Source organism: Sphingobium sp. PAMC28499, from assembly GCF_004795815.1.
In the GTDB taxonomy this organism is placed as follows: Bacteria; Pseudomonadota; Alphaproteobacteria; order Sphingomonadales; family Sphingomonadaceae; genus Sphingobium; species Sphingobium yanoikuyae.
Genome location: NZ_CP039248.1, coordinates 3,698,347 through 3,716,819, shown reverse-complemented (window position 1 = coordinate 3,716,819; position 18,473 = coordinate 3,698,347). Strand labels below are relative to the sequence as shown.

19 protein-coding genes and 1 tRNA gene are annotated in these 18,473 nt (G+C 63.2%); 13 read left to right on the top strand and 7 right to left on the bottom strand.

Annotated elements, in window-relative coordinates; translation table 11 throughout:
* A complete protein-coding gene (gene dapB / locus E5554_RS17685; RefSeq protein ID WP_125986751.1) occupies positions 1-765 on the bottom strand; it encodes a 4-hydroxy-tetrahydrodipicolinate reductase in 765 nt (254 codons plus the stop codon).
* 109 nt (positions 766-874) lie between these two features.
* On the opposite strand from dapB, the gene E5554_RS17680 reads away from it, so the two are divergent.
* The 4 genes from E5554_RS17680 (at position 875) to E5554_RS17665 (ending at position 2,905) form a co-directional block, all read left to right on the top strand.
* A complete protein-coding gene (locus E5554_RS17680) occupies positions 875-1,558 on the top strand; it encodes a fumarylacetoacetate hydrolase family protein (RefSeq protein ID WP_125986753.1) in 684 nt (227 codons plus the stop codon).
* Between the two features lie 23 nt (positions 1,559-1,581).
* Complete coding sequence (locus E5554_RS17675) at positions 1,582-1,881, top strand: polyhydroxyalkanoic acid system family protein (RefSeq protein ID WP_004207574.1); 300 nt, start codon at positions 1,582-1,584, stop codon at positions 1,879-1,881.
* Positions 1,882-1,973: 92 nt separating this feature from the next.
* On the top strand, positions 1,974-2,210 hold the full coding sequence (locus E5554_RS17670) for a hypothetical protein (protein WP_247594299.1): 237 nt from the start codon (positions 1,974-1,976) through the stop codon (positions 2,208-2,210).
* Positions 2,207-2,905 carry an NAD-dependent deacylase gene (locus E5554_RS17665; RefSeq protein WP_136187595.1) on the top strand — a complete coding sequence of 233 codons (699 nt, stop codon included), beginning with the start codon at positions 2,207-2,209 and terminating at the stop codon, positions 2,903-2,905. The genes E5554_RS17670 and E5554_RS17665 overlap by 4 nt, the downstream gene beginning before the upstream one ends.
* Before the next feature lie 6 nt (positions 2,906-2,911).
* Here the strand turns inward: E5554_RS17665 and E5554_RS17660 are convergent, their stop codons facing one another.
* The 3 genes from E5554_RS17660 to E5554_RS17650 form a co-directional block, all read right to left on the bottom strand.
* A complete protein-coding gene (locus E5554_RS17660) occupies positions 2,912-3,892 on the bottom strand; it encodes a FecR domain-containing protein (RefSeq protein WP_004207571.1) in 981 nt (326 codons plus the stop codon).
* The gene (locus E5554_RS17655; RefSeq protein ID WP_004207570.1) at positions 3,861-4,466 is read right to left on the bottom strand and encodes a sigma-70 family RNA polymerase sigma factor; all 606 of its coding nucleotides are present in this window, start codon (positions 4,464-4,466) and stop codon (positions 3,861-3,863) included. The genes E5554_RS17660 and E5554_RS17655 overlap by 32 nt, the downstream gene beginning before the upstream one ends.
* 171 nt (positions 4,467-4,637) lie before the next feature.
* A complete protein-coding gene (locus E5554_RS17650; protein WP_136187594.1) occupies positions 4,638-4,838 on the bottom strand; it encodes a hypothetical protein in 201 nt (66 codons plus the stop codon).
* A gap of 119 nt (positions 4,839-4,957) precedes the next feature.
* On the opposite strand from E5554_RS17650, the gene E5554_RS17645 reads away from it, so the two are divergent.
* The 4 genes from E5554_RS17645 to E5554_RS17630 all read left to right on the top strand — a co-directional run bounded on the left by E5554_RS17645 (position 4,958) and on the right by E5554_RS17630 (position 9,381).
* Positions 4,958-5,042 (top strand) — tRNA-Leu (locus E5554_RS17645).
* A gap of 63 nt (positions 5,043-5,105) precedes the next feature.
* Positions 5,106-6,701 (top strand): trigger factor, encoded by a 1,596-nt coding sequence (gene tig / locus E5554_RS17640; protein ID WP_136187593.1) that lies wholly within the window; start codon positions 5,106-5,108, stop codon positions 6,699-6,701.
* Between the two features lie 256 nt (positions 6,702-6,957).
* On the top strand, positions 6,958-8,367 hold the full coding sequence (locus E5554_RS17635) for a hypothetical protein (RefSeq protein ID WP_136187592.1): 1,410 nt from the start codon (positions 6,958-6,960) through the stop codon (positions 8,365-8,367).
* A 42-nt stretch (positions 8,368-8,409) separates the two neighbouring features.
* The gene (locus tag E5554_RS17630) at positions 8,410-9,381 is read left to right on the top strand and encodes a glycosyltransferase family 2 protein (RefSeq protein WP_010336051.1); all 972 of its coding nucleotides are present in this window, start codon (positions 8,410-8,412) and stop codon (positions 9,379-9,381) included.
* On the opposite strand, the gene E5554_RS17625 is transcribed toward E5554_RS17630, so the two are convergent.
* Positions 9,363-9,992 (bottom strand): DUF308 domain-containing protein, encoded by a 630-nt coding sequence (locus tag E5554_RS17625; protein ID WP_010336052.1) that lies wholly within the window; start codon positions 9,990-9,992, stop codon positions 9,363-9,365. The genes E5554_RS17630 and E5554_RS17625 overlap by 19 nt on opposite strands.
* Before the next feature lie 131 nt (positions 9,993-10,123).
* Between E5554_RS17625 and clpP the strand changes: the two genes are divergently transcribed.
* The 3 genes from clpP (at position 10,124) to E5554_RS17610 (ending at position 15,008) form a co-directional block, all read left to right on the top strand.
* Positions 10,124-10,759, top strand: coding sequence for an ATP-dependent Clp endopeptidase proteolytic subunit ClpP (gene clpP, locus E5554_RS17620; RefSeq protein ID WP_125986765.1), 636 nt, complete (start codon positions 10,124-10,126; stop codon positions 10,757-10,759).
* Positions 10,760-10,892: 133 nt separating this feature from the next.
* Positions 10,893-12,161, top strand: coding sequence for an ATP-dependent Clp protease ATP-binding subunit ClpX (gene clpX, locus E5554_RS17615; protein ID WP_004207563.1), 1,269 nt, complete (start codon positions 10,893-10,895; stop codon positions 12,159-12,161).
* A 366-nt stretch (positions 12,162-12,527) separates the two neighbouring features.
* Complete coding sequence (locus E5554_RS17610; protein WP_004207562.1) at positions 12,528-15,008, top strand: TonB-dependent receptor; 2,481 nt, start codon at positions 12,528-12,530, stop codon at positions 15,006-15,008.
* 212 nt (positions 15,009-15,220) lie between these two features.
* Here E5554_RS17610 and mtgA read toward each other — a convergent pair whose 3' ends face one another.
* Together mtgA and E5554_RS17600 are read right to left on the bottom strand one after the other, a co-directional pair.
* Entirely contained in the window at positions 15,221-15,934 is a 714-nt protein-coding gene (gene mtgA / locus E5554_RS17605) for a monofunctional biosynthetic peptidoglycan transglycosylase (RefSeq protein WP_125986769.1), read from the bottom strand.
* A gap of 44 nt (positions 15,935-15,978) precedes the next feature.
* Complete coding sequence (locus tag E5554_RS17600) at positions 15,979-17,268, bottom strand: MFS transporter (protein WP_136187591.1); 1,290 nt, start codon at positions 17,266-17,268, stop codon at positions 15,979-15,981.
* A 147-nt stretch (positions 17,269-17,415) separates the two neighbouring features.
* Here E5554_RS17600 and E5554_RS17595 point away from each other — a divergent pair, with 147 nt between their 5' ends.
* Together E5554_RS17595 and E5554_RS17590 are read left to right on the top strand one after the other, a co-directional pair.
* Positions 17,416-17,964: a TetR/AcrR family transcriptional regulator gene (locus tag E5554_RS17595; RefSeq protein ID WP_007704859.1), complete on the top strand. Its 549-nt coding sequence runs from the start codon at positions 17,416-17,418 to the stop codon at positions 17,962-17,964.
* Positions 17,961-18,446, top strand: a complete 486-nt coding sequence (locus tag E5554_RS17590; RefSeq protein ID WP_136187590.1) for a GNAT family N-acetyltransferase — start codon at positions 17,961-17,963, stop codon at positions 18,444-18,446. Before E5554_RS17595 ends, E5554_RS17590 begins: the two co-directional genes overlap by 4 nt.
* Positions 18,447-18,473: the final 27 nt, after the last annotated feature.

Genomic DNA, 18,473 nt, shown 5'->3' with positions numbered 1-18,473 from the left:
TCAGAGCCCCAATACGCCCTTCATGTCATAGCGGCCGACCGGTTGGCCGGCGAGCCAGCTTGCGCCCTTGATCGCGCCGCGCGCGAAGATGCTGCGGTTTTCGGCGCGATGGCCCAGTTCGATCCGCTCGCCCTCGGTCGCCAGGATCACCTGATGGTCGCCTGCGACCGATCCGCCGCGCAGCGCGGCAAAGCCGATCGCGCCCTTCGCCCGCGCGCCGGTGATGCCATCGCGGCCGCGCTCGCTATGGTCGGCCAGCGCGATGCCGCGCCCCTTCGCCGCTGCTTCGCCCAGCAGCAGCGCGGTGCCCGACGGCGCGTCGACCTTGTGGCGGTGATGCATCTCGACGATCTCGATGTCCCAATCGTCGCCCAGGCTGGCGGCGGCCTTTTCCACCAGCGCGGCGAGCAGGTTGACGCCCAGCGACGTATTGCCGGTCTGCAGCACCGGGATGCGGACCGCCGCCTGGTCGATCAGCGCATGATGCTCAGCTTCCAGCCCCGTCGTGCCGATCAGCACCGGCTTGTTCGCGGCGATGCAGGCGTCGAGATTGGCGGAAAGCGCGGCTGGCACGGAAAAGTCGATCAGCACATCGGCCGCCTGTGCCAATGCCTGCGGATCGCTGGTGATCGCGACGCCCGGCGCCAACTCGCCGCTGCCGTCGCGATCGGTGCCGCCCGCCACGGTCAGTCCCGCCTCCGCCGCGGCCTGCGCAATGGCGCGGCCCATGCGCCCGGCGGCGCCGAAAATCCCGATGCTGGTCATGCCCTGATCCGTTCCTTGAAGATAAGTGAGCGCGCGATGCCAGAGCGGCGACCCTTTGTCATCCGGCACCATGAATTTCTTGGGAAAGGCGACCGACCATGGCTAAGAGATGGCCATGCTCGATCTTCCCCGACTCTCCGTTCCGACCCTGCCGATCGACGGCAGCGCCGATCGCTTTCCCGTCCGTCGCATCTTCTGCGTCGGGCAGAATTATGCCGAACATGCGCGCGAAATGGGTGGCGATCCCAATCGCGCGCCGCCCTTCTTCTTCACCAAGCCGGCCGATGCCGTGGTCGAGAATGGCGCGCTGCTGCCTTTCCCCTCCCGCACGCAGGATCTGCATCATGAGGTCGAACTGGTGGTTGCGCTGGGCGCGGGCGGCACGGATGTCTCGGTCGAGGATGCGCTGGCGCTGATCTATGGCTGGGCAGTCGGCATCGACCTCACCCGCCGCGACATGCAGGCGGTCGCGAAGAAGGCGGGGCGCCCATGGGACATGGCCAAGGGCTTTGATCGCTCCGCGCCGATCGGCCCGATCCATCCCGGCACGCCGCCGGCCAGCGGCGCCATCGCGCTCAGCATCGACGGCGACCCGCGCCAGTCGGGCGACCTGGCCGACATGATCTGGTCGGTGCCCGAAATCATCGCCAATCTCTCCACCTATGTGGAACTGGCGCCCGGCGACCTGATCTTCACCGGCACGCCTGCCGGCGTCGGCCCGATCGCGCCCGGCCAGGCGGTGCAGGCGACCATTGCCGGCCTCGCCCCGCTCGACATCGCCTTTCAGAACTGACCATCAGAACAAGGATAAACAGGATGGATATCGACATTCCCCATGACCTCGGCCGGGACGAAGCGAAGCGCCGGGTGGAGCAGGGCCTGCCCAAGCTGGAACAGCATATCCCCGGCGGCGGCACCATGACCGCGACCTGGCCGTCCGATTATGCGCTGGACATGGAAATTTCGGCCATGGCCCAGACCATTCCGGTCAAGCTGCTGATCGAGGAGGACAAGGTGCGCGGCACCGTGTCGATCCCGATGTTCCTCAAGATGATGTCCGGGCCGATCTCCGACTTCATCAAGACCAGTGCCCAGAAGATGCTGACCAAGGCGTAAGGGGCAAAGTGTGCAGGATTGGCGCCTACATGCGGTCCTTATGCACCATTGATTGAGTTGGGGCGGCTTTGATGAATGTTCCTGGCGAGACTATGGGTGGGGATATCTATCTGGCGCCAGGCACGAGAGTGCGCCTCGATAATTTGGTCAACGACGAAGGTGCCGTTACCACAGAGCTTGGCGTCGTGGTGCATTGTTGGCGCGACGATGAAATCGGGATGTTCGATTGCTATGTCGCTTTCTTCGGTGCCAGCTTTCCCCAAGGCAAGCCTGAGGAGAAGCCTTATGTGCTGCGATATGCAGCAACTTCTTTAAGGGTGATTGCATGACCGACATTCGCAATATTGTCATCCTTACCGGCGCGGGCATTTCGGCCGAGAGCGGGCTTGCCACCTTTCGCGGGCCGGATGGCTTGTGGGAGGGGCATCGGGTGGAGGATGTCTGCACGCCCGAAGCTCTGGCGCGTAATCCGGCGCTGGTGCATCGCTTCTATGACGAGCGGCGGGCGAAGCTGGCGGAGGTGGCGCCCAATCGCGCGCATGAAGCCTTGGCTGCGCTCGACCGCGCCTGGCCGGGCGACCTGTTGATCGTCACCCAGAATGTCGATGACCTGCATGAGCGGGCAGGGGCGAGCCGGCTGCTCCACATGCACGGGGAATTGAAGTCCGCCCTCTGTGCCGCCTGCGGCAAGGCAGTGGCCTGGGCCGATCCGCTGCCGCCCGGCAGCGTCTGCGCCGGTTGCGGCGCGCCCAGCCTGCGGCCCGACATCGTCTTCTTTGGCGAAATGCCCTATGATATGGAGCGGATCGAGGAAGCGCTGGCGCAGGCCGACCTGTTCGTGTCGATTGGCACGTCGGGCGCGGTCTATCCGGCCGCCGGTTTCGTCCAGATGGCGCGCCATTATGGCGCCCGCACGCTGGAGCTCAATCTCGATCCGTCGGCGGGCAGCAGCTATTTCGAGGAAAGCCGGCTTGGCCCGGCAAGCGAACTTGTGCCCGAACTGGTCCGCGACCTGCTCGGCTGACCGGGCTTATTCGCCGGGTGCCGCCATGATGTCGGCGCCATCGGGTTCGTCGCGATAAAGCAGCATTACCGATCCATCCTCGCCATTCACCGCGCGGATCGGCAGGCTCAGTTGCAGGGCGGAGAGGAATTCCTTGCTGTCGCTGACGCGGAAGCGCCCGCCGACCCGCAGCGAGGAGACGCGCGCATCGCCGATCAGGATCGGCGCGCGGCGATAGCGGTTGAACTCGCTGGCCGCCTGTTCGATCGTTTCCCCGTCCAGCTCGACCATCTGGTCGCGCCAGGCGGTGCGCTGGTCGATCAGCTTGGGGCTGAGATGGGTGAGGTCGATGCTGCGCGACTGGATCACGGCGCCGCTGCCGGCGCTGACCTTTTCCAGCCCGCTATTGCCCGAATGGACCGTCACCGTGCCCTGCGTGACGGTCAGTTCCACCACCGACGGGCGCATGCGGACGTTGAAAGCGGTGCCGACGGCGCGGATCTGGGCCGATCGCACCTCCACGTCGAACGGGCGGCCCTTGTCATGGGCCACGTCGAAGGAGGCTTCGCCCTTCAGTACGCGCACCTTGCGGCCGATGTCGGTGAAGCGGACTTCCGCCTCGCTATTGCTGTTGAGGTGCAGGATGGAGCCGTCGGCCAGTGCGACGTCGCGGATCTGGCCCACCGCCGTCTCATAGCGGTCGACGCCGCTGAAGGTGCGGATGGTGACGATCGCGGCGACGATGAAGAAGGCGATGGCGATGCCGGCGGCGATCATAATGTTGCGCGAGAGGCGGCGCTGCTGTTCCTCGCTGACGATCGCTTCGAGCGGGGGGAGATTGACTTCGGCGGCGGCGCTCTTCAGCCGCTCGGCCGCGTCCCAGGCGGCTTCGGCGCGGGCAAAGGCCACACCATGGCGCGGATCGGCCTCGATCCACGCACATATTTCGTCTTCGTCCTGGGGAGTAGGATCGCTGTTAAGCCTGGCCAGCAGGCGCGCGGCTTCCAACGCGATCGCGTCCCTGTCCCCGCTGTTTGAACCTGGTCCCGACGCCTGCACGTTCGAAATCCGTTTCCTCACGTTCTGCCCAGGCCCGCATAACTATGCCGATCGCTTTGGCCAGATGTTTTTCAACAGTAGAAACGGACAGAGACATTTCCTCCGCTATTTCCAGCATCGATTTTTCGTGGATACGGCGAAGAATGAAGACCCGGCGGCACTGGGTGGGCAGCGAATCGACAATCGCCTCGACCTGACGCAGCGCCTCGCGGGCGTGGAGCTGTGCCTCGATGGTGTTTTCGCCGCCCAGCAATTCCAGATCGGCGATCGTCTCGAAGCTCACCACTTTGTTGCGGCGGGCGGTGTCGATGACGAGGTTGCGGGCGATGGTGAAGAGATAGGCGCGCCCGGTGGTGACATTTTCCCAGTTCTCCGTGGCATAGGCACGGGCAAGAACTTCGGCGACCATGTCCTCCAACTCGTGGGTGGAGGGCAAAATGCGACGCAGGCGACCCCTCAAGGCAGCTTCCTGCGGCAAAATCACGGTCTTGAACCACTCTAGCTTGGCGCGAACCCTATGCACGTCGACCCCCTTTTATGTCAGCGCGCCTCTCCTGAATTTCTTTTTGTTGTCACATTTCAATCATGGATTCCGGGGGGTGTCCAGCACGTGATTACGCATATTCCGTAATCCGCTATAAAAAGTTCCACCCTGTTGCAAAAAAGTTTTCAGGTGCCTTCTTTTGTTGCGTGGTTACGAAATTATGTCAGGCGGAACCTCGTCCGGCGCGCGATCGGGCTGGTCATAGTCGGGTTCGCCAGGGATGATTTCGGGCGGCTCGTTGATCGGAGTCTCGTCCGGAGTCGCGGGCGGTGGCGTTTCGGGCGGCGACTGGGGTTCGATCCGGTCGGGCGGGGACAGGGTGTCGGGCGCTGGATCGGGCTGGGTGGCCATGCTATGCTCTCCTGCAAAGAAGAAGCTACGCGCGGGCAAGGATGCCGGTTCCACCAATGCATCCATATCCCTTGCTCTCGCCAATGCTTTTCTCTATGCCGCGCCGACCGGCGACCGATGCGGGCGTGGCGAAACTGGTAGACGCGCCAGATTTAGGTTCTGGTATCGCAAGATGTGGGGGTTCGAGTCCCTTCGCCCGCACCAGTGTCAGGCTTGGCTTGATCCGGCGCCAACGAGATTCAGCTAAGAAAGCGTTTGAGAGAAGAGATGCAGACTGTCGAGACGTTGAACGAGGGCCTGAAGCGCGCCTACACCGTGACCATCACGTCGAAGGATATCGACGCCCGCGTTGAGAAGGAAGTGCTGGCGATCGCGCCGCAGGTGCGTATGCCCGGCTTCCGCCCCGGCAAGGTGCCGGCGAACCTCGTCAAGAAGATGCATGGTGAAAGCCTGCAGCGTGATGCCCTCAACAATTCCATCCAGGAAAGCGTTCAGAAGCTGATCGCCGATCAGAAGCTGCGTCCCGCGATGCAGCCTTCGGTCGAGCTGGACGAAAGCTTCGAGTTCGGCAAGGACGCACAGGTCAAGGTGGAACTGGAAGTTCTGCCCGTGATCGAAGCCCCGAGCATCGACGGTCTGAAGCTGGAGCGCCTGACTGCCGAAGTCAGCGACGCGCAGGTCGAGGAACAGGCCGGCCGCATCGCGACCCAGCAGGGCGCTCTGGAAGAATATGCCGCCAGCCACAAGGCGAAGGACGGCGACACGCTGGTCATCGACTTCGTCGGCAAGGTCGACGGTGAAGCGTTCGAAGGCGGTTCGGCCGAAGGCGTGAAGCTGAAGATTGGTTCGGGCCAGTTCATCCCCGGCTTCGAAGAGCAGCTCGGCGGCGTGAAGAAGGGCGAAGAAAAGACCATCGAAGTCACCTTCCCCGAAGATTATGGCGCCGCGCACCTCGCCGGCAAGGCCGCGACCTTCGACGTGACCGTGCAGTCGGTGCTGAACGCCGACAAGCCCAAGCTCGATGACGACTTCGCCAAGTCGCTGGGCCTGGAAGGTCTCGACCAGCTCAAGGATCTGCTCAAGGGCCAGATCGAGCAGGAGCATAACGGCCTGACCCGCACCTATATGAAGCGCAAGCTGCTCGACCAGCTGGCCGCTTCGCACGACTTCGACGTTCCGCCGAGCATGGTGGAAGCCGAATTCAACCAGATTTGGCAGCAGCTTCAGCACGAAGCCAGCCATGAAGCCGATCCGGAAGCCGCTCTGGTCGAAATGGAAGCCGAGAAGGAAGATTATCGCGGCATCGCCGTGCGCCGCGTGCGCCTGGGCCTGCTGCTGTCGGAAATCGGCCAGGCCAACAATGTCGTTGTTTCGGACAATGAAATGAACCGTCTCATCATGCAGGCTGCCCAGCAGTACAGCCCGCAGGACCGTGAGCGTTTCGTGCAGTATGTCCGCCAGGATCCGATGGCCGCCGCCCAGCTGCGCGCGCCGCTCTATGAGGACAAGGTCGTCGACTTCCTGTTCGAAAAGGCGGAAGTCAGCGACCGCGCTGTCAGCCGTGAGGAACTGGAAGCCGCGATCGAAGCCGAAGATGGCGATCTGAAGCCCCACGTCCACGGTCCGGGCTGCGGCCATGACCACGATCATGACGAAAAGCCCAAGGCGAAGAAGGCCGCTGCCAAGAAGAAGGCCGAGCCCGCAGAGGCCGAAGCCGTAGCCGAGGAAGCGCCCGCCAAGAAGGCTCCGGCCAAGAAGGCTGCCGCCAAGAAGGACGACGCCCCGGCTGAGGAAGCTGCCGCCGAGGAAAAGCCCAAGGCGAAGAAGGCTCCCGCCAAGAAGGCCGCTGCCAAGGCTGAATAAGCCTTTCCAGCCAGCAAATCGGAACGCCCGCTCTTCCCCACAGGGAAGGGCGGGCGTTTTGCATGGGCGCGCGGGTGATTGGCTATGAGCCCTCGGCGCGAACGCCGGGATCATACGCGCTTTTCCTGATCTTTATTTTTGCGCTGCAATATATTCTGATGAAGGCCCGAAACTAGGGATCAGGCGATGAACTGATCGCGGAGGGCCTATGCAAGTCGTCAAGGGCGGTTCTGGTCGGGGTCTTGGGCAATTGCTGATGAACAGGTGGCTCCTGGTAGGCGTCTGCCTGTTCCTGTTTCTCGCCTTCTTCCTCCTGCGCTTTCCCGGTGAGCCGAACAGCGACAGCAACAGCCAATATCATCAGATCGTCACCGGCCGGTTCAACGACTGGCATCCGCCGCTGATGGCGCGGATCTGGGAAGCGCTGACCCTGTTCGGCGCGGGCACCGGGCCGATCTTTGCCTTCGACACGATCTTCTACGGCTGCGGCGTTGCGCTTCTGGCCAGCCTGCCGGCGCGACGCGGCCGGTGGCTCTGCGCCTATTGCATGATCTTCCTCGCGGCCCAGCCGATGCTGCTGATGATGAGCGTCAACATCGCCAAGGACATCATGATGGCGGTGATGCTGCTGCTGGCCGTGGCGATCATCGGGGCGGTGCAGGAAGGGCTCGTCGCCGCGCGGCCGGCCCGAACGCTGTGCTGGATGCTGGCGCTGCTGATCGTGGTCATGGCGGCACTGGTCCGCAACAATGCCGTGTTCCTGGTTGCGCCGATGCTGGTCTTTGCCGGCCGGCCGGTGCTGATGGCACGGCCGATGCTGATGCTGGCGCTGTCCGCGGTCGGCGGAGTGCTGCTGGTCCCGGCCAGCAATATCGTCAATCATCGCATCCTTGGCGCATCGGACGCCGGGGCAATCCGGTCGCTTCAGATATTCGACATCGCCGGCATCATGGTGCGGGGCGGGGATGATATCCTGGCCGATCTGCCGGGCGCGCAGGCGCTGACGCAGGATGTCCATCGCTGCTACAGCCCGATCATGTGGGATACGCTGGCCTATGCCCACTGGAATTGCCATGTGCTCAAGAATGTCGAGCAGGCGATCCGGGATGGCGGGGGCGCATCGCTGTCGTCACGCTGGACTGAGGCGATCCGGCATCATCCGCTGGCCTATCTGCGCCATCGCCTGACCCATTATAATTCGACCCTCTATTTCTGGGTGCCGGTCCATCATACCGAAGTCGTGCGCAAGCTGAACACCGCCGGCAATCGCGGCGGGTCGTTCAAGAACCGGCTGCTGGACCAGGTCCGCTATTCGCCGCTGACCTCGCCCGTGATGATGGTCGCGATCGCGCTGGCGCTGCTGCCCTGGATCATTGCCGCGCTGCGCGCCTCGCGCGATGCGCTGCTGCGTGTCTGCGCGATATTGATATGGCTTGCCTTGATATATACAGGCACCTTCCTGCTTGTCGGGGTGGCGACCGATCAGCGCTATTTCTTCTTTACGACATTGGCGGTTTGTCTGGCCCTGCCGCTCGCATTGTCCGATGCGACGATAAGGGCCATGATGCGGCGACATTCGGCATTGGCGGTTGCAACGGTGGGTGTGCCGGCAGCCATATTGGCGCTGACCGTCGTTGCGCGATACATGTTGCCGCCGCCGGTCTGACGGGCGGCGGCCATATTTGGTCAGCATAGGTTGGGGCAATTTATGGATATGGACAATCTTTCGAACATTGGCGTGGGCCACCCCCGCGTCGCCGTTATCCTGCCCTGCTATAATGAGGCTGGGGCGATCGTGCAGACGGTGGAGGATTTCCGCCGCGCGCTGCCCCATGCCGAAATCTATGTCTTCGACAATAACAGCAGCGATGGCAGCCGCGAACTGGCGGCCGGCGCGGGCGCGATCGTTCGCCGCGTGGCCCAGCAGGGCAAGGGTCATGTCGTGCGCCGCATGTTCGCCGACGTCGACGCCGACATCTACATCATGGCCGATGGCGACGCGACCTATGAAGCGGCCGCCGCGCCGCAGATGATCGCTGCCATGCTGCAGGATAATCTCGACATGGTGGTGGGCTGTCGCCGCGACCAGGTCGAGGCAGCCTATCGGCGTGGCCACCGCTTCGGCAACTGGGCGCTCACCAGCCTGTTGAAGCAGCTTTTCGGCCGCAGCTTCACCGATATCCTGTCGGGCTACCGCGTCTTCTCGCGCCGTTTCGTCAAGAGCTTCCCGGTGCTGTCCGCCGGCTTCGAGATCGAGACCGAGATCAGCGTCCATGCCCTCGAACTGGCGATGCCGGTGTCCGAAGTGATGACCGCCTATGGTGCGCGGCCCGAAGGGTCGGTGAGCAAGCTCTCGACCTATCGCGACGGCTGGCGCATCCTGCGCACGATCATCACCCTCTATCGCATCGAGCGGCCGATCCTCTTCTTCGGCATTATCGCGGCCTTCCTCGCAGCGCTCGCGCTCGGTCTGGCCGTGCCGCTGATCGTCACCTATGCCCAGACCGGGCTGGTGCCGCGGTTTCCTACCGCAATCCTGGTCACCGGCCTCATGATCCTGGCGACCCTGAGCGGCATGTGCGGCCTCATCCTCGACACGGTGGTGCGCGGCCGCCGCGAAGTGCGGCGGCTCGCCTATCTCGCCTTCCGCGCGCCGAGCGACTACGCCTTGAAGGACTGAACCCGGCGGCGCAGCCGCATCGCCAGGATCAGCAGGGTGACGCCGGTCACCAGCGCATAGAAGCCGATGCCCCAGCCCAGCATGGCCACCGACACATGCGGGTTGGCAAGGGCCAGATAGAGGACGAACAGGCCTAGCAGCAGCGAGAGTAGCCCGCTCAGCGCCAGCAGCCATTCGCCCTCTATCTCCTTGCGCAGCCGGATCGCGGCGATGATTTCCAGTCCGCCGGCGATGATCGCCCAGCCCGCGATCAGGAACACGGTCAGCAGCGCATAGGTGATCGTCATCGCGATCGGGGTGACGATGAAGATGATGCCGACGGCAATGCCCAGCAGCCCGCGCAGCAGCATCGCGCCCCAATGGCGGCCATGTCCCATCCGCCGAAAGGCGCTGATCGCCGAGAATATGCCGTCGACCAGCGCATAGACCGCGAAGATCAGCGTCAGCGCGAACAGCGCGCTGAACGGGTAGGCCAGGGCGATGATGCCCAGGATGATCGAGACCACGCCACGCAGCGCCAGCGCCTTCCAACCGAAGGAGAAGGCGGCGATCAGCCCCGGTCCGGCCCGGCCGTCATGGGGCGGAATATCGGAATGCACGTCGGAAACCATCGGCTTGTTCCCCCTGTCGCGATTTGAAACGATTGTGGAACGAGAGGGGTGACACATGGTTCCCCCTTGAACCAGTCGGGTTTTGTGCCGATGTAGGGGGTCGGGCAAAAGCACCTGACTGAAAGAGCACAATGACCAACATCATGCATGATCCCATGGCCGCGCTGGTTCCCATCGTCATCGAGCAATCGAACCGTGGCGAGCGCAGCTTCGATATTTACTCGCGTCTTCTGCGCGAGCGGATCATCTTCGTGACCGGCCAGGTCGAGGACCATATGGCCTCGCTGATTGTCGCCCAGCTTCTGTTCCTCGAATCGGAAAATCCGAAGAAGGACATCTGGATGTACATCAACTCGCCGGGCGGCGTCGTCACGGCGGGCATGGCGATCCACGACACGATGAAATATATCCGCCCCCAGGTCGGCACCGTCTGCATTGGCCAGGCCGCCTCGATGGGCAGCTTCCTGCTGGCCGCTGGCGAGCCGGGCAAGCGCATCGCGCTCAGCAACGCTCGCATCATGGTCCACCAGCCGTCGGGCGGCGCCCAGGGCATGGCGTCGGATATCGAGATCCAGGCCAAGGAAATCCTTCGGATTCGCCGCCGCCTCAACGATCTCTACGTGAAATATACCGGCCAGTCGCTGGAAGCGGTGGAGCGGGCGATGGACCGCGACACTTTCCTGGAGGCTGACGAAGCCAAGGCGTTCGGTCTGGTCGACGAAGTGTTCGATCGCCGCCCGGCCGCTGCGGAAACCGCAGAAGCCTAAAGGCGATCTTTACCGGGGCGCGGTATATCACCCCTTGTGAAACCGTCGTGCCCCGGTCTAGGATGGCCTTTGGACCAGAATATCCTCGGCCAGATCCGGCATGGTGCCGACGGCGGGGAGGAAAGATTGGCGAATGACTAAGCTTACGGGCTCCGATTCAAAAAGCACGCTTTACTGCTCCTTCTGCGGCAAGTCGCAGCATGAGGTGCGCAAGCTGATCGCGGGGCCGACCGTCTTCATCTGTGATGAATGCGTGGAACTGTGCAACGACATCATTCGCGAGGAGACCAAGGGCGGTCTCGTCGGCAAGAAGGATGGCGGCGTGCCGACCCCGCAGGAAATCTGCGATGTGCTCGACGATTATGTGATCGGCCAGAAGCGCGCCAAGCGCGTCCTGTCGGTCGCGGTCCATAACCATTACAAGCGTCTCAACCATGGCTCCAAGCCGGGTGAGGTGGAACTGGCCAAGTCGAACATCCTGCTTGTCGGCCCGACCGGCTGCGGCAAGACGCTGCTGGCGCAGACGCTGGCCAAGACGTTCGACGTGCCCTTCACCATGGCCGATGCCACCACGCTGACCGAAGCCGGCTATGTCGGTGAGGACGTGGAGAACATCATCCTCAAGCTGCTCCAGGCGTCAGACTATAATGTCGAGAAGGCGCAGCGCGGCATCGTCTATATCGATGAGATCGACAAGATCAGCCGCAAGGCCGAAAACCCGTCGATCACGCGCGACGTGTCGGGTGAGGGCGTGCAGCAGGCGCTGCTCAAGCTGATGGAAGGCACGACCGCCTCGGTTCCGCCGCAGGGTGGGCGCAAGCATCCGCAGCAAGAGTTCCTGCAGGTCGACACGACCAACATCCTGTTCATCTGCGGCGGCGCGTTCGCGGGTCTGGAAAAGATCATCGGCGACCGTCTGGAAGCCAAGTCGATCGGCTTCGGCGCTCATGTGGCCGCGCCTGAGGAGCGCAAGACCGGCGAGCTGCTGCGTCAGAGCGAACCGGAGGATCTGCTGAAGTTCGGCCTGATCCCCGAATTTGTCGGCCGTCTGCCGGTGATCGCGACGCTGGAGGATCTGGACGTGACCGCACTGGTCAAGATCCTGGTCGAGCCCAAGAACGCGCTGGTCAAGCAATATGGCAAGCTGTTCGACATGGAGAATGTCGAACTGAGCTTCACCGACGACGCGCTGACCGCGATCGCGAAGAAGGCGATCGAGCGCAAGACTGGCGCGCGCGGTCTGCGTTCGATCCTGGAAGCGATCCTGCTCGATACCATGTTCGACCTGCCCTCGATGGAGGGCGTTGGCGAAGTGGTGGTCGACAAGGATGTTGTCGCCGGGACCAAGGAACCGATTCGCGTGTTCAGCGAGAAGGACAAGCGCGCGGAAGACGCCGCCTAGTTCATTCGCCGTTCAGGCTGGAACAAAAGGGGCCGGTGGACCATCCACCGGCCCCTTTTTCGTGCAAGTCTTTCGCACTGCACAAAATTTCCTGCGCCGTTGCATAATTGCACCAGTGTTGGCGTGGTGTAAAATTTCGACATATTATGTAATAAAATCAATGTGATAGATTGGTGTTTCCGGCTGTTTTTCAGTGCCTTGTCCAGATATCCGTCCAATTGTGACAGTCCCGCACCTGCATTGTAACATAATTGCAATCATAGCATCACAGGGGCGTCGCCAGTGGCCGCCAGATGCGGCGCCGGCTCGAAGAGCAAAATGGTTATGGCGCCGTGGGGCGCACTCTTGAAAAAGGGACAAGGGTCAATGAAGCAGTTTCTCAAGTGCAGCGCCGCGATTCTCGCCGTCGCTGCCCCGGCTGTCGCTTTCGCGCAGTCGACCGGTTCGCAGGATTTCGAAGATTCGATCGTCGTCACCGGTGCAGTGGTGAACCAGGGCGTCGGCGGCGTGAAGATCCCTGACTCGCCCAAGGCGAAGGTCGTTCTGACCCAGGAAATCATCGAGCGTCAGCGCCCCGGCCAGACCGTCAACGAAATCATCAACCTGGTGCCGGGCGTCAGCTTCACCAACAACGATCCCTGGGGTTCGTCGGGCGGCAGCTTCACCATCCGTGGCTTCAGCTCGGATCGTATCGCCCAGATCCTCGATGGTATTCCGATGAATGACTCGGGTAACTATGCCATCTACACCAACCAGCAGATCGACCCCGAACTGGTCGAAAGCATCAACGTCAACCTCGGCGCGACCGATGTCGACAGCCCGACCGCTGCCGCGGTTGGCGGCACCGTCAACATCAACTCGCTGACCCCCAGCGACGATTTCGGTGCGCTGGCCAGCGTCAGCTACGGCAACATCGCGGCCAAGGGTGCTGGCGATCGTCCGATGCACCGTGTGTTCGGCATGATCCAGACCGGCGATTTCACCGGCCATGGCACCAAGGCGTGGGTTTCGGCCTCGCGCGCTTATAACGAAGCGTCGTTCGCCAACTACGGCAAGGTCGACAAGGCCCAGTATAACGGCAAGATCTACCAGGAGATCGGCAGCAATGGCGACTTCATCTCGCTGGCTGCGCACTATAACGTGAACCGCAACAACTTCGGTGGTTCGCCCGGTTCGGCTGCCGCTTTCTCGGGTGACAAGAGCGCCCGTTTCTATGACGTCGGCGGTGCGGGCGCACCCTGCGTCCTGCCGACGCCGGTTGCCGGTGTCGCTGACCAGCTTCCTTCGGGCTATTGCGGCTCGCAGTGGGAGCGTCGCTACAATCCGTCGAACACCGGCATTCAGCGCATGAGCACACGCCTGACGCTGACCGACAAGCTGATCTTCTCGGCCGATGCTGCCTACAGCACCACCAAGGCCAATGGCGGCGGCGGCGTGGCAGCTTATGAAAGCTTCTACTATCAGAACGGCCAGGCCTACACCGGCTATTTCGGCGGCTCGGCCTATTTCGGCAACGACCTGAATGGTGACGGCGAACTCGGCGTTGACGCGAATGGCAATGGCCGCGTCGACCCGACGGAATCGGATCGCACCGCGATCGTCAATCCCAGCCAGACGAACACCCGTCGTTGGGTCGCCATCGCGAACCTCGCTTATGAATTTGACGCAAACAACCGTCTGCGTCTGTCGTACAGCTTCGATCGCGCCCGTCACCGCCAGACCGGCGAAGCTGCGCTGCTCGATCATAACGGCGAGCCGCTGGACGTCTTCCCGGTCAATGATCCGCTGACCGATTCCGTCGGCAACATCCTGCAGAAGCGTGATCGCAAGTCCTACGCGACCCTGAACCAGGTCGCTGGCGAATATCGCGGCATGTTCGTCGATGAGCGTCTGATCGTGAACCTCGGCGTTCGCGCGCCCTTCTTCAAGCGCGAACTGAACCAGAACTGCTTCACCACGGCCGCCAACGGCAATGTGAACTGCGTCGCCAGTGGCGACGTCGCGGCTTATGCTCTGGCCAATCCGACCTTCGCCGCGCCGCAGCAGCGCGTCTACAAGTATGACAAGCTGCTGCCGAACGTCGGCGCGATCTTCAAGATCACGCCGGAAGTGAGCGTCGCGGGTAGCTATGCCGCCAACATCTCGGTTCCGGGCACCGACACGCTCTACAACTCGATCTTCCTGCCGGCGACCAACGCCGCATCGAAGCCGGTTGCCGAAACGTCGGACAGCTTCGACCTGGCCCTGCGCTACCAGAACAACATCGTTCAGGCAGCTGTCACCGGCTGGTACGCGAAGTACAAGAACCGTATCGCTTCGGCCTACAGCTTCGAATGCGATTGCTCGATCGACACCAACCTGGGTGGCGTGAAGAAGTATGGCATCGACGCCAACGTGTCGGTTCGCCCGATGGACGGCCTGCTGGTTTACGCATTCGGTTCTTGGATCGAATCCGAAATCGGTGCCGACGTCCAGACTGGCGCGAACAGCTTCGCAGCGACCAAGGGCAACCGCGAACGCAGCGCTCCGGGCTATCTGTGGGGCGGTCGCATTCAGGGTACGCTGGGTCCGGTTGATCTGGGCGCCCAGATCAAGCGCACCGGTTCGCGTTGGCTGAACGACATCAACACCTTCAAGGTGGCGGGTTACACCGTTGTCGACCTCGACCTGCGTTACAACCTGAAGGACATGGGTCTGGACAAGGCCTTCTTCCAGCTGAACGTGTCGAACCTGTTCGACAAGTTCTACATCGGTTCGTTCAGCGGCGGCCTGACCACCGCGTCGAGCACGAACGTCAACTTCGGTGCTCCGCGCGCGATCAGCGGCTCGCTGGTGATCGGCTTCTAAGCCAGGCGCCGACAGGCAAAAAGGAAGGGAGGTGCGGAGCGATCCGCGCCTCCCTTTTTAGTGTCCTATTCGCCGCCGCTCGATTATGATCGGGGATAGGCTAGTGCGCGCTTTTCGATAGGATCAGGGCAGCGCAATAAAATGTCGAAATGTGCGGGAAATATGGGAAGTTAAGCGCCCGATTTCCTATTTTTGGGCGCCCGGCCGCTGCCTCAGTTCAGGCAATCGTCCAGCCCGTCGCGCTGCACCACCGGGATGCGAGCCGAGATGCTGTTGCCATAGCGGCGGGTGAAGCCATGCGGGTCGATCGCCTCGCGCTTCTTGGGCAGCGGCAAGACCGCCGCCAGTCGCGCCGCCTCGGCCCGGCTCAGCTTGCCCGCGCCATGGCCGAAATAGCGGATCGACCCGGCCTGCACGCCATAGGTGCCGATGCCGGTCTCCGCGACGTTCAGATAGACTTCCATGATCCGCCGCTTGCCCCAGATCGCCTCGATCAGCACGGTGAACCAGGCCTCGAAGCCCTTGCGGACGAAACCGCCACCCTGCCACAGGAAGACATTCTTCGCCGTCTGCTGACTGATCGTGGAGCCGCCGCGAATGCGCCCGCCGCTGGCATTGTGGCGCATCGCCTGGGCAATTGCGACCGCGTCGAAGCCATGATGGCTGCAAAAACGGCTATCCTCCGCCGCGATCGCCGCGCGCGGCATGTCCGGATCGATCGCGTCCAGGCGCTTCCATTCCTTGGTGATGCCATTGGGGTCGAGCAGCATAGTGATCGTCACCGGCGGCGGCACGAAGCGATAGATGACCACGGTGCCCACCGACAGGCCGACAAAGCCGATGGCGACCTTGAGGGGGATGCTGATCCAGCGGGAACGACGTTTCTGGGTGGAGGCAGGCTTGGGCGCGGCTTTGGCTTTTTTCATGGGCCGCAAACTAGCGCCCCTGCGCGCCGTCGTCATCGATTCCTTCAGGCGGTCGCCAGGCTCGGCGTGCGGCCCCGATTGATCAGCAGCACCAGCGCCGCACCGATCAGGCACAGCACGCCCGCCGCGATGAAGGCGGGCATATAGCTTTGCCAGGCGGTGCGCGACAGGCCGCCGGCCAGCGCGGCGCTCGCCGCGCCCAACTGATGCCCGGCAAAGATCCAGCCGAACACGATATTCGCCTTTTCGGGGCCGAAGCGCTGCGCCGTCAGCTTCACCGTCGGCGGCACCGTCGCCACCCAGTCGAGGCCATAGAATATGGCGAACAGCGACAGGCTGTAGATCGAGAAGTCGCTGAACGGCAGGTAGAGGAGGGACAGGCCGCGCAGCCCATAATAGAAGAAGAGCAGCCAGCGATTGTCATAGCGATCGCTGAGCCAGCCCGATGCCAGCGTGCCGGCAAAGTCGAACAGCCCCATCATCGCCAGCATCGAGGCCGCGCCCACCGCCGCCAGCCCATAATCGCCGCACAGCGAGATGAAATGGGTCTGGACCAGGCCATTGGTGCTGGCGCCGCAGATATAGAAGGAGAAAAAGAGGATCCAGAAGGTCGGAACCTTTGCCACGTCGCGTAGCACGATCAGCGGCGTCGCCAGCAGTGCGCCCAGGCTGGCCGGCTGGGCGGGGACGGGCTGGATCGCCTGCTCGCCATAGGGGGCAAGGTTCAGGTCCGACGGCCGGTCGCGCATAAGCAGCATGACCGCGACGGCCGCGACCAGGATCGCGCCACACACCAGCAGCATCGCCACGCGCCAGCCATAGTTGCCGGTCATGCTGGCCAGCAGCGGCAGGAAAGCGAGCTGGCCGGTCGCGGTGCTGGCCGACAGCAGCCCCATCACCAGCCCGCGCCGCTCGCTGAACCAGCGGGTGGCGACCGTCGCGCCCAGCACCATGGCGGTGAGGCCGGTGCCGACGCCGATCACCACGCCCCAGAGAAGGACGAGCTGCCACAATTGCGTCATGCCAAGCGACAGCAGCAGGCCGCCAATGACGATCGACAGCGAAATCAGCATCATCCGCCGCACGCCGAAGCGGTTCATGAAGGCGGCGGCAAACGGCCCCATACCGCCGAACAGCAGGAAACGGATAGCCAGCGCGCCGGAAATATCCGCTGCGCTCCAGCCAAATTCCTTTTGCAGGGGGACGATGAACACACCCGGCGCACCGACCGCGCCGGCCACCACCAGCATGGTGAGGAAGGTCGTGCCCGCGACGGCCCAGCCATAATGGACATTGCGCGCGGCCAGGCGGCGGGCGAACATGGTGGACAGCATCGACTTCCCCTTGGATTGGCCCTTGGATTGGCCCTTGGATTGGCCCTTGGACTGGCCCCTGAACTGCTTCTTGAGCCGGAAAACGGACTGGCGTTAAATGATGGGTATCATATATAAGGTCAAGAGGCCAATTGGAGATGCAGGATCATGAAAGTCAGCCGTGAACAGGCCGAACGCAATCGCGAGAAGGTGGTGGATGCGGCGTCGCGCCTGTTTCGTGCCCGTGGCGTCGAGGGCGTCGGCATTGGCGAGGTGATGCGCGAATGTGGTCTTACCCATGGCGGTTTCTACAATCAGTTCGAATCGAAGGAGGCGCTGGCCGCCGAAGCCTGCGCCACGTCGCTCGCGCGCGGCGCGGCCAAGTGGCGTCGCCTGTCGGCCGAGGATGGGCCGGATGCCATCACCGCCGATTATCTGAGCGCCCGTAACCGCGACGCGCCCGAAACCGGCTGCGCGCTGATCGCGCTTGGTCCGGACGCTGCGCGCAAGGGCGGACCGCTCGCCGCCGCCTTTCGCGAAGGGTTCGAGGATCTGACCGCCGCGTTGCAAAATGCCGGTATTGCCGATCGCGACGCGGCGCTCGCCCGCATGGCGCAACTGGTCGGCACGATGGTGCTGGCCCGCGCGGTGGACGATCCGGCGCTGTCGGAGGAATTGCTGGCAGCCAATCGCCGCGCCCTGGGTGTCGAGGCATGAGCGGCAGCGCCCAGTGGCGACCGATGGGGCAGGGGGATGTAGACGCAGCGGCGGCCATTTCCGACCGGGTCCATGGCGCCTATACGGAGAAGCCTGCCATCTATGCCGAACGGCGGCGCCTCTATCCGGCAGGCTGCTTCCTGCTGGAGCGGGACGGGGAGGCGCTCGGCTATCTCGTCACCCATCCCTGGCACAGCGACCGGCCGCCAGCGCTCGACCAGTTGATTGGTGTGTTGCCGGATGCGCCCGATCGCTATTATCTCCACGACCTGGCGCTGCTGCCCGAAGCGCGCGGCACCGGCGCTGCTGCGGCGGCCGTGGACCTCACCATCGCGCAGGCGCGCGCCGCTGGCTTCGATCGCATCACCCTGACCGCCGTCAACGGCGCGGATGCCTTCTGGCGCCGACAGGGGTTCGTCGACGCGCCGGTTGCCGCCGACAGCTATGGCGCGGACAGCGTCTCGATGGTGCGGGTGCTCTAAGAGAAAAAAAGCCCCGGATCGCTCCGG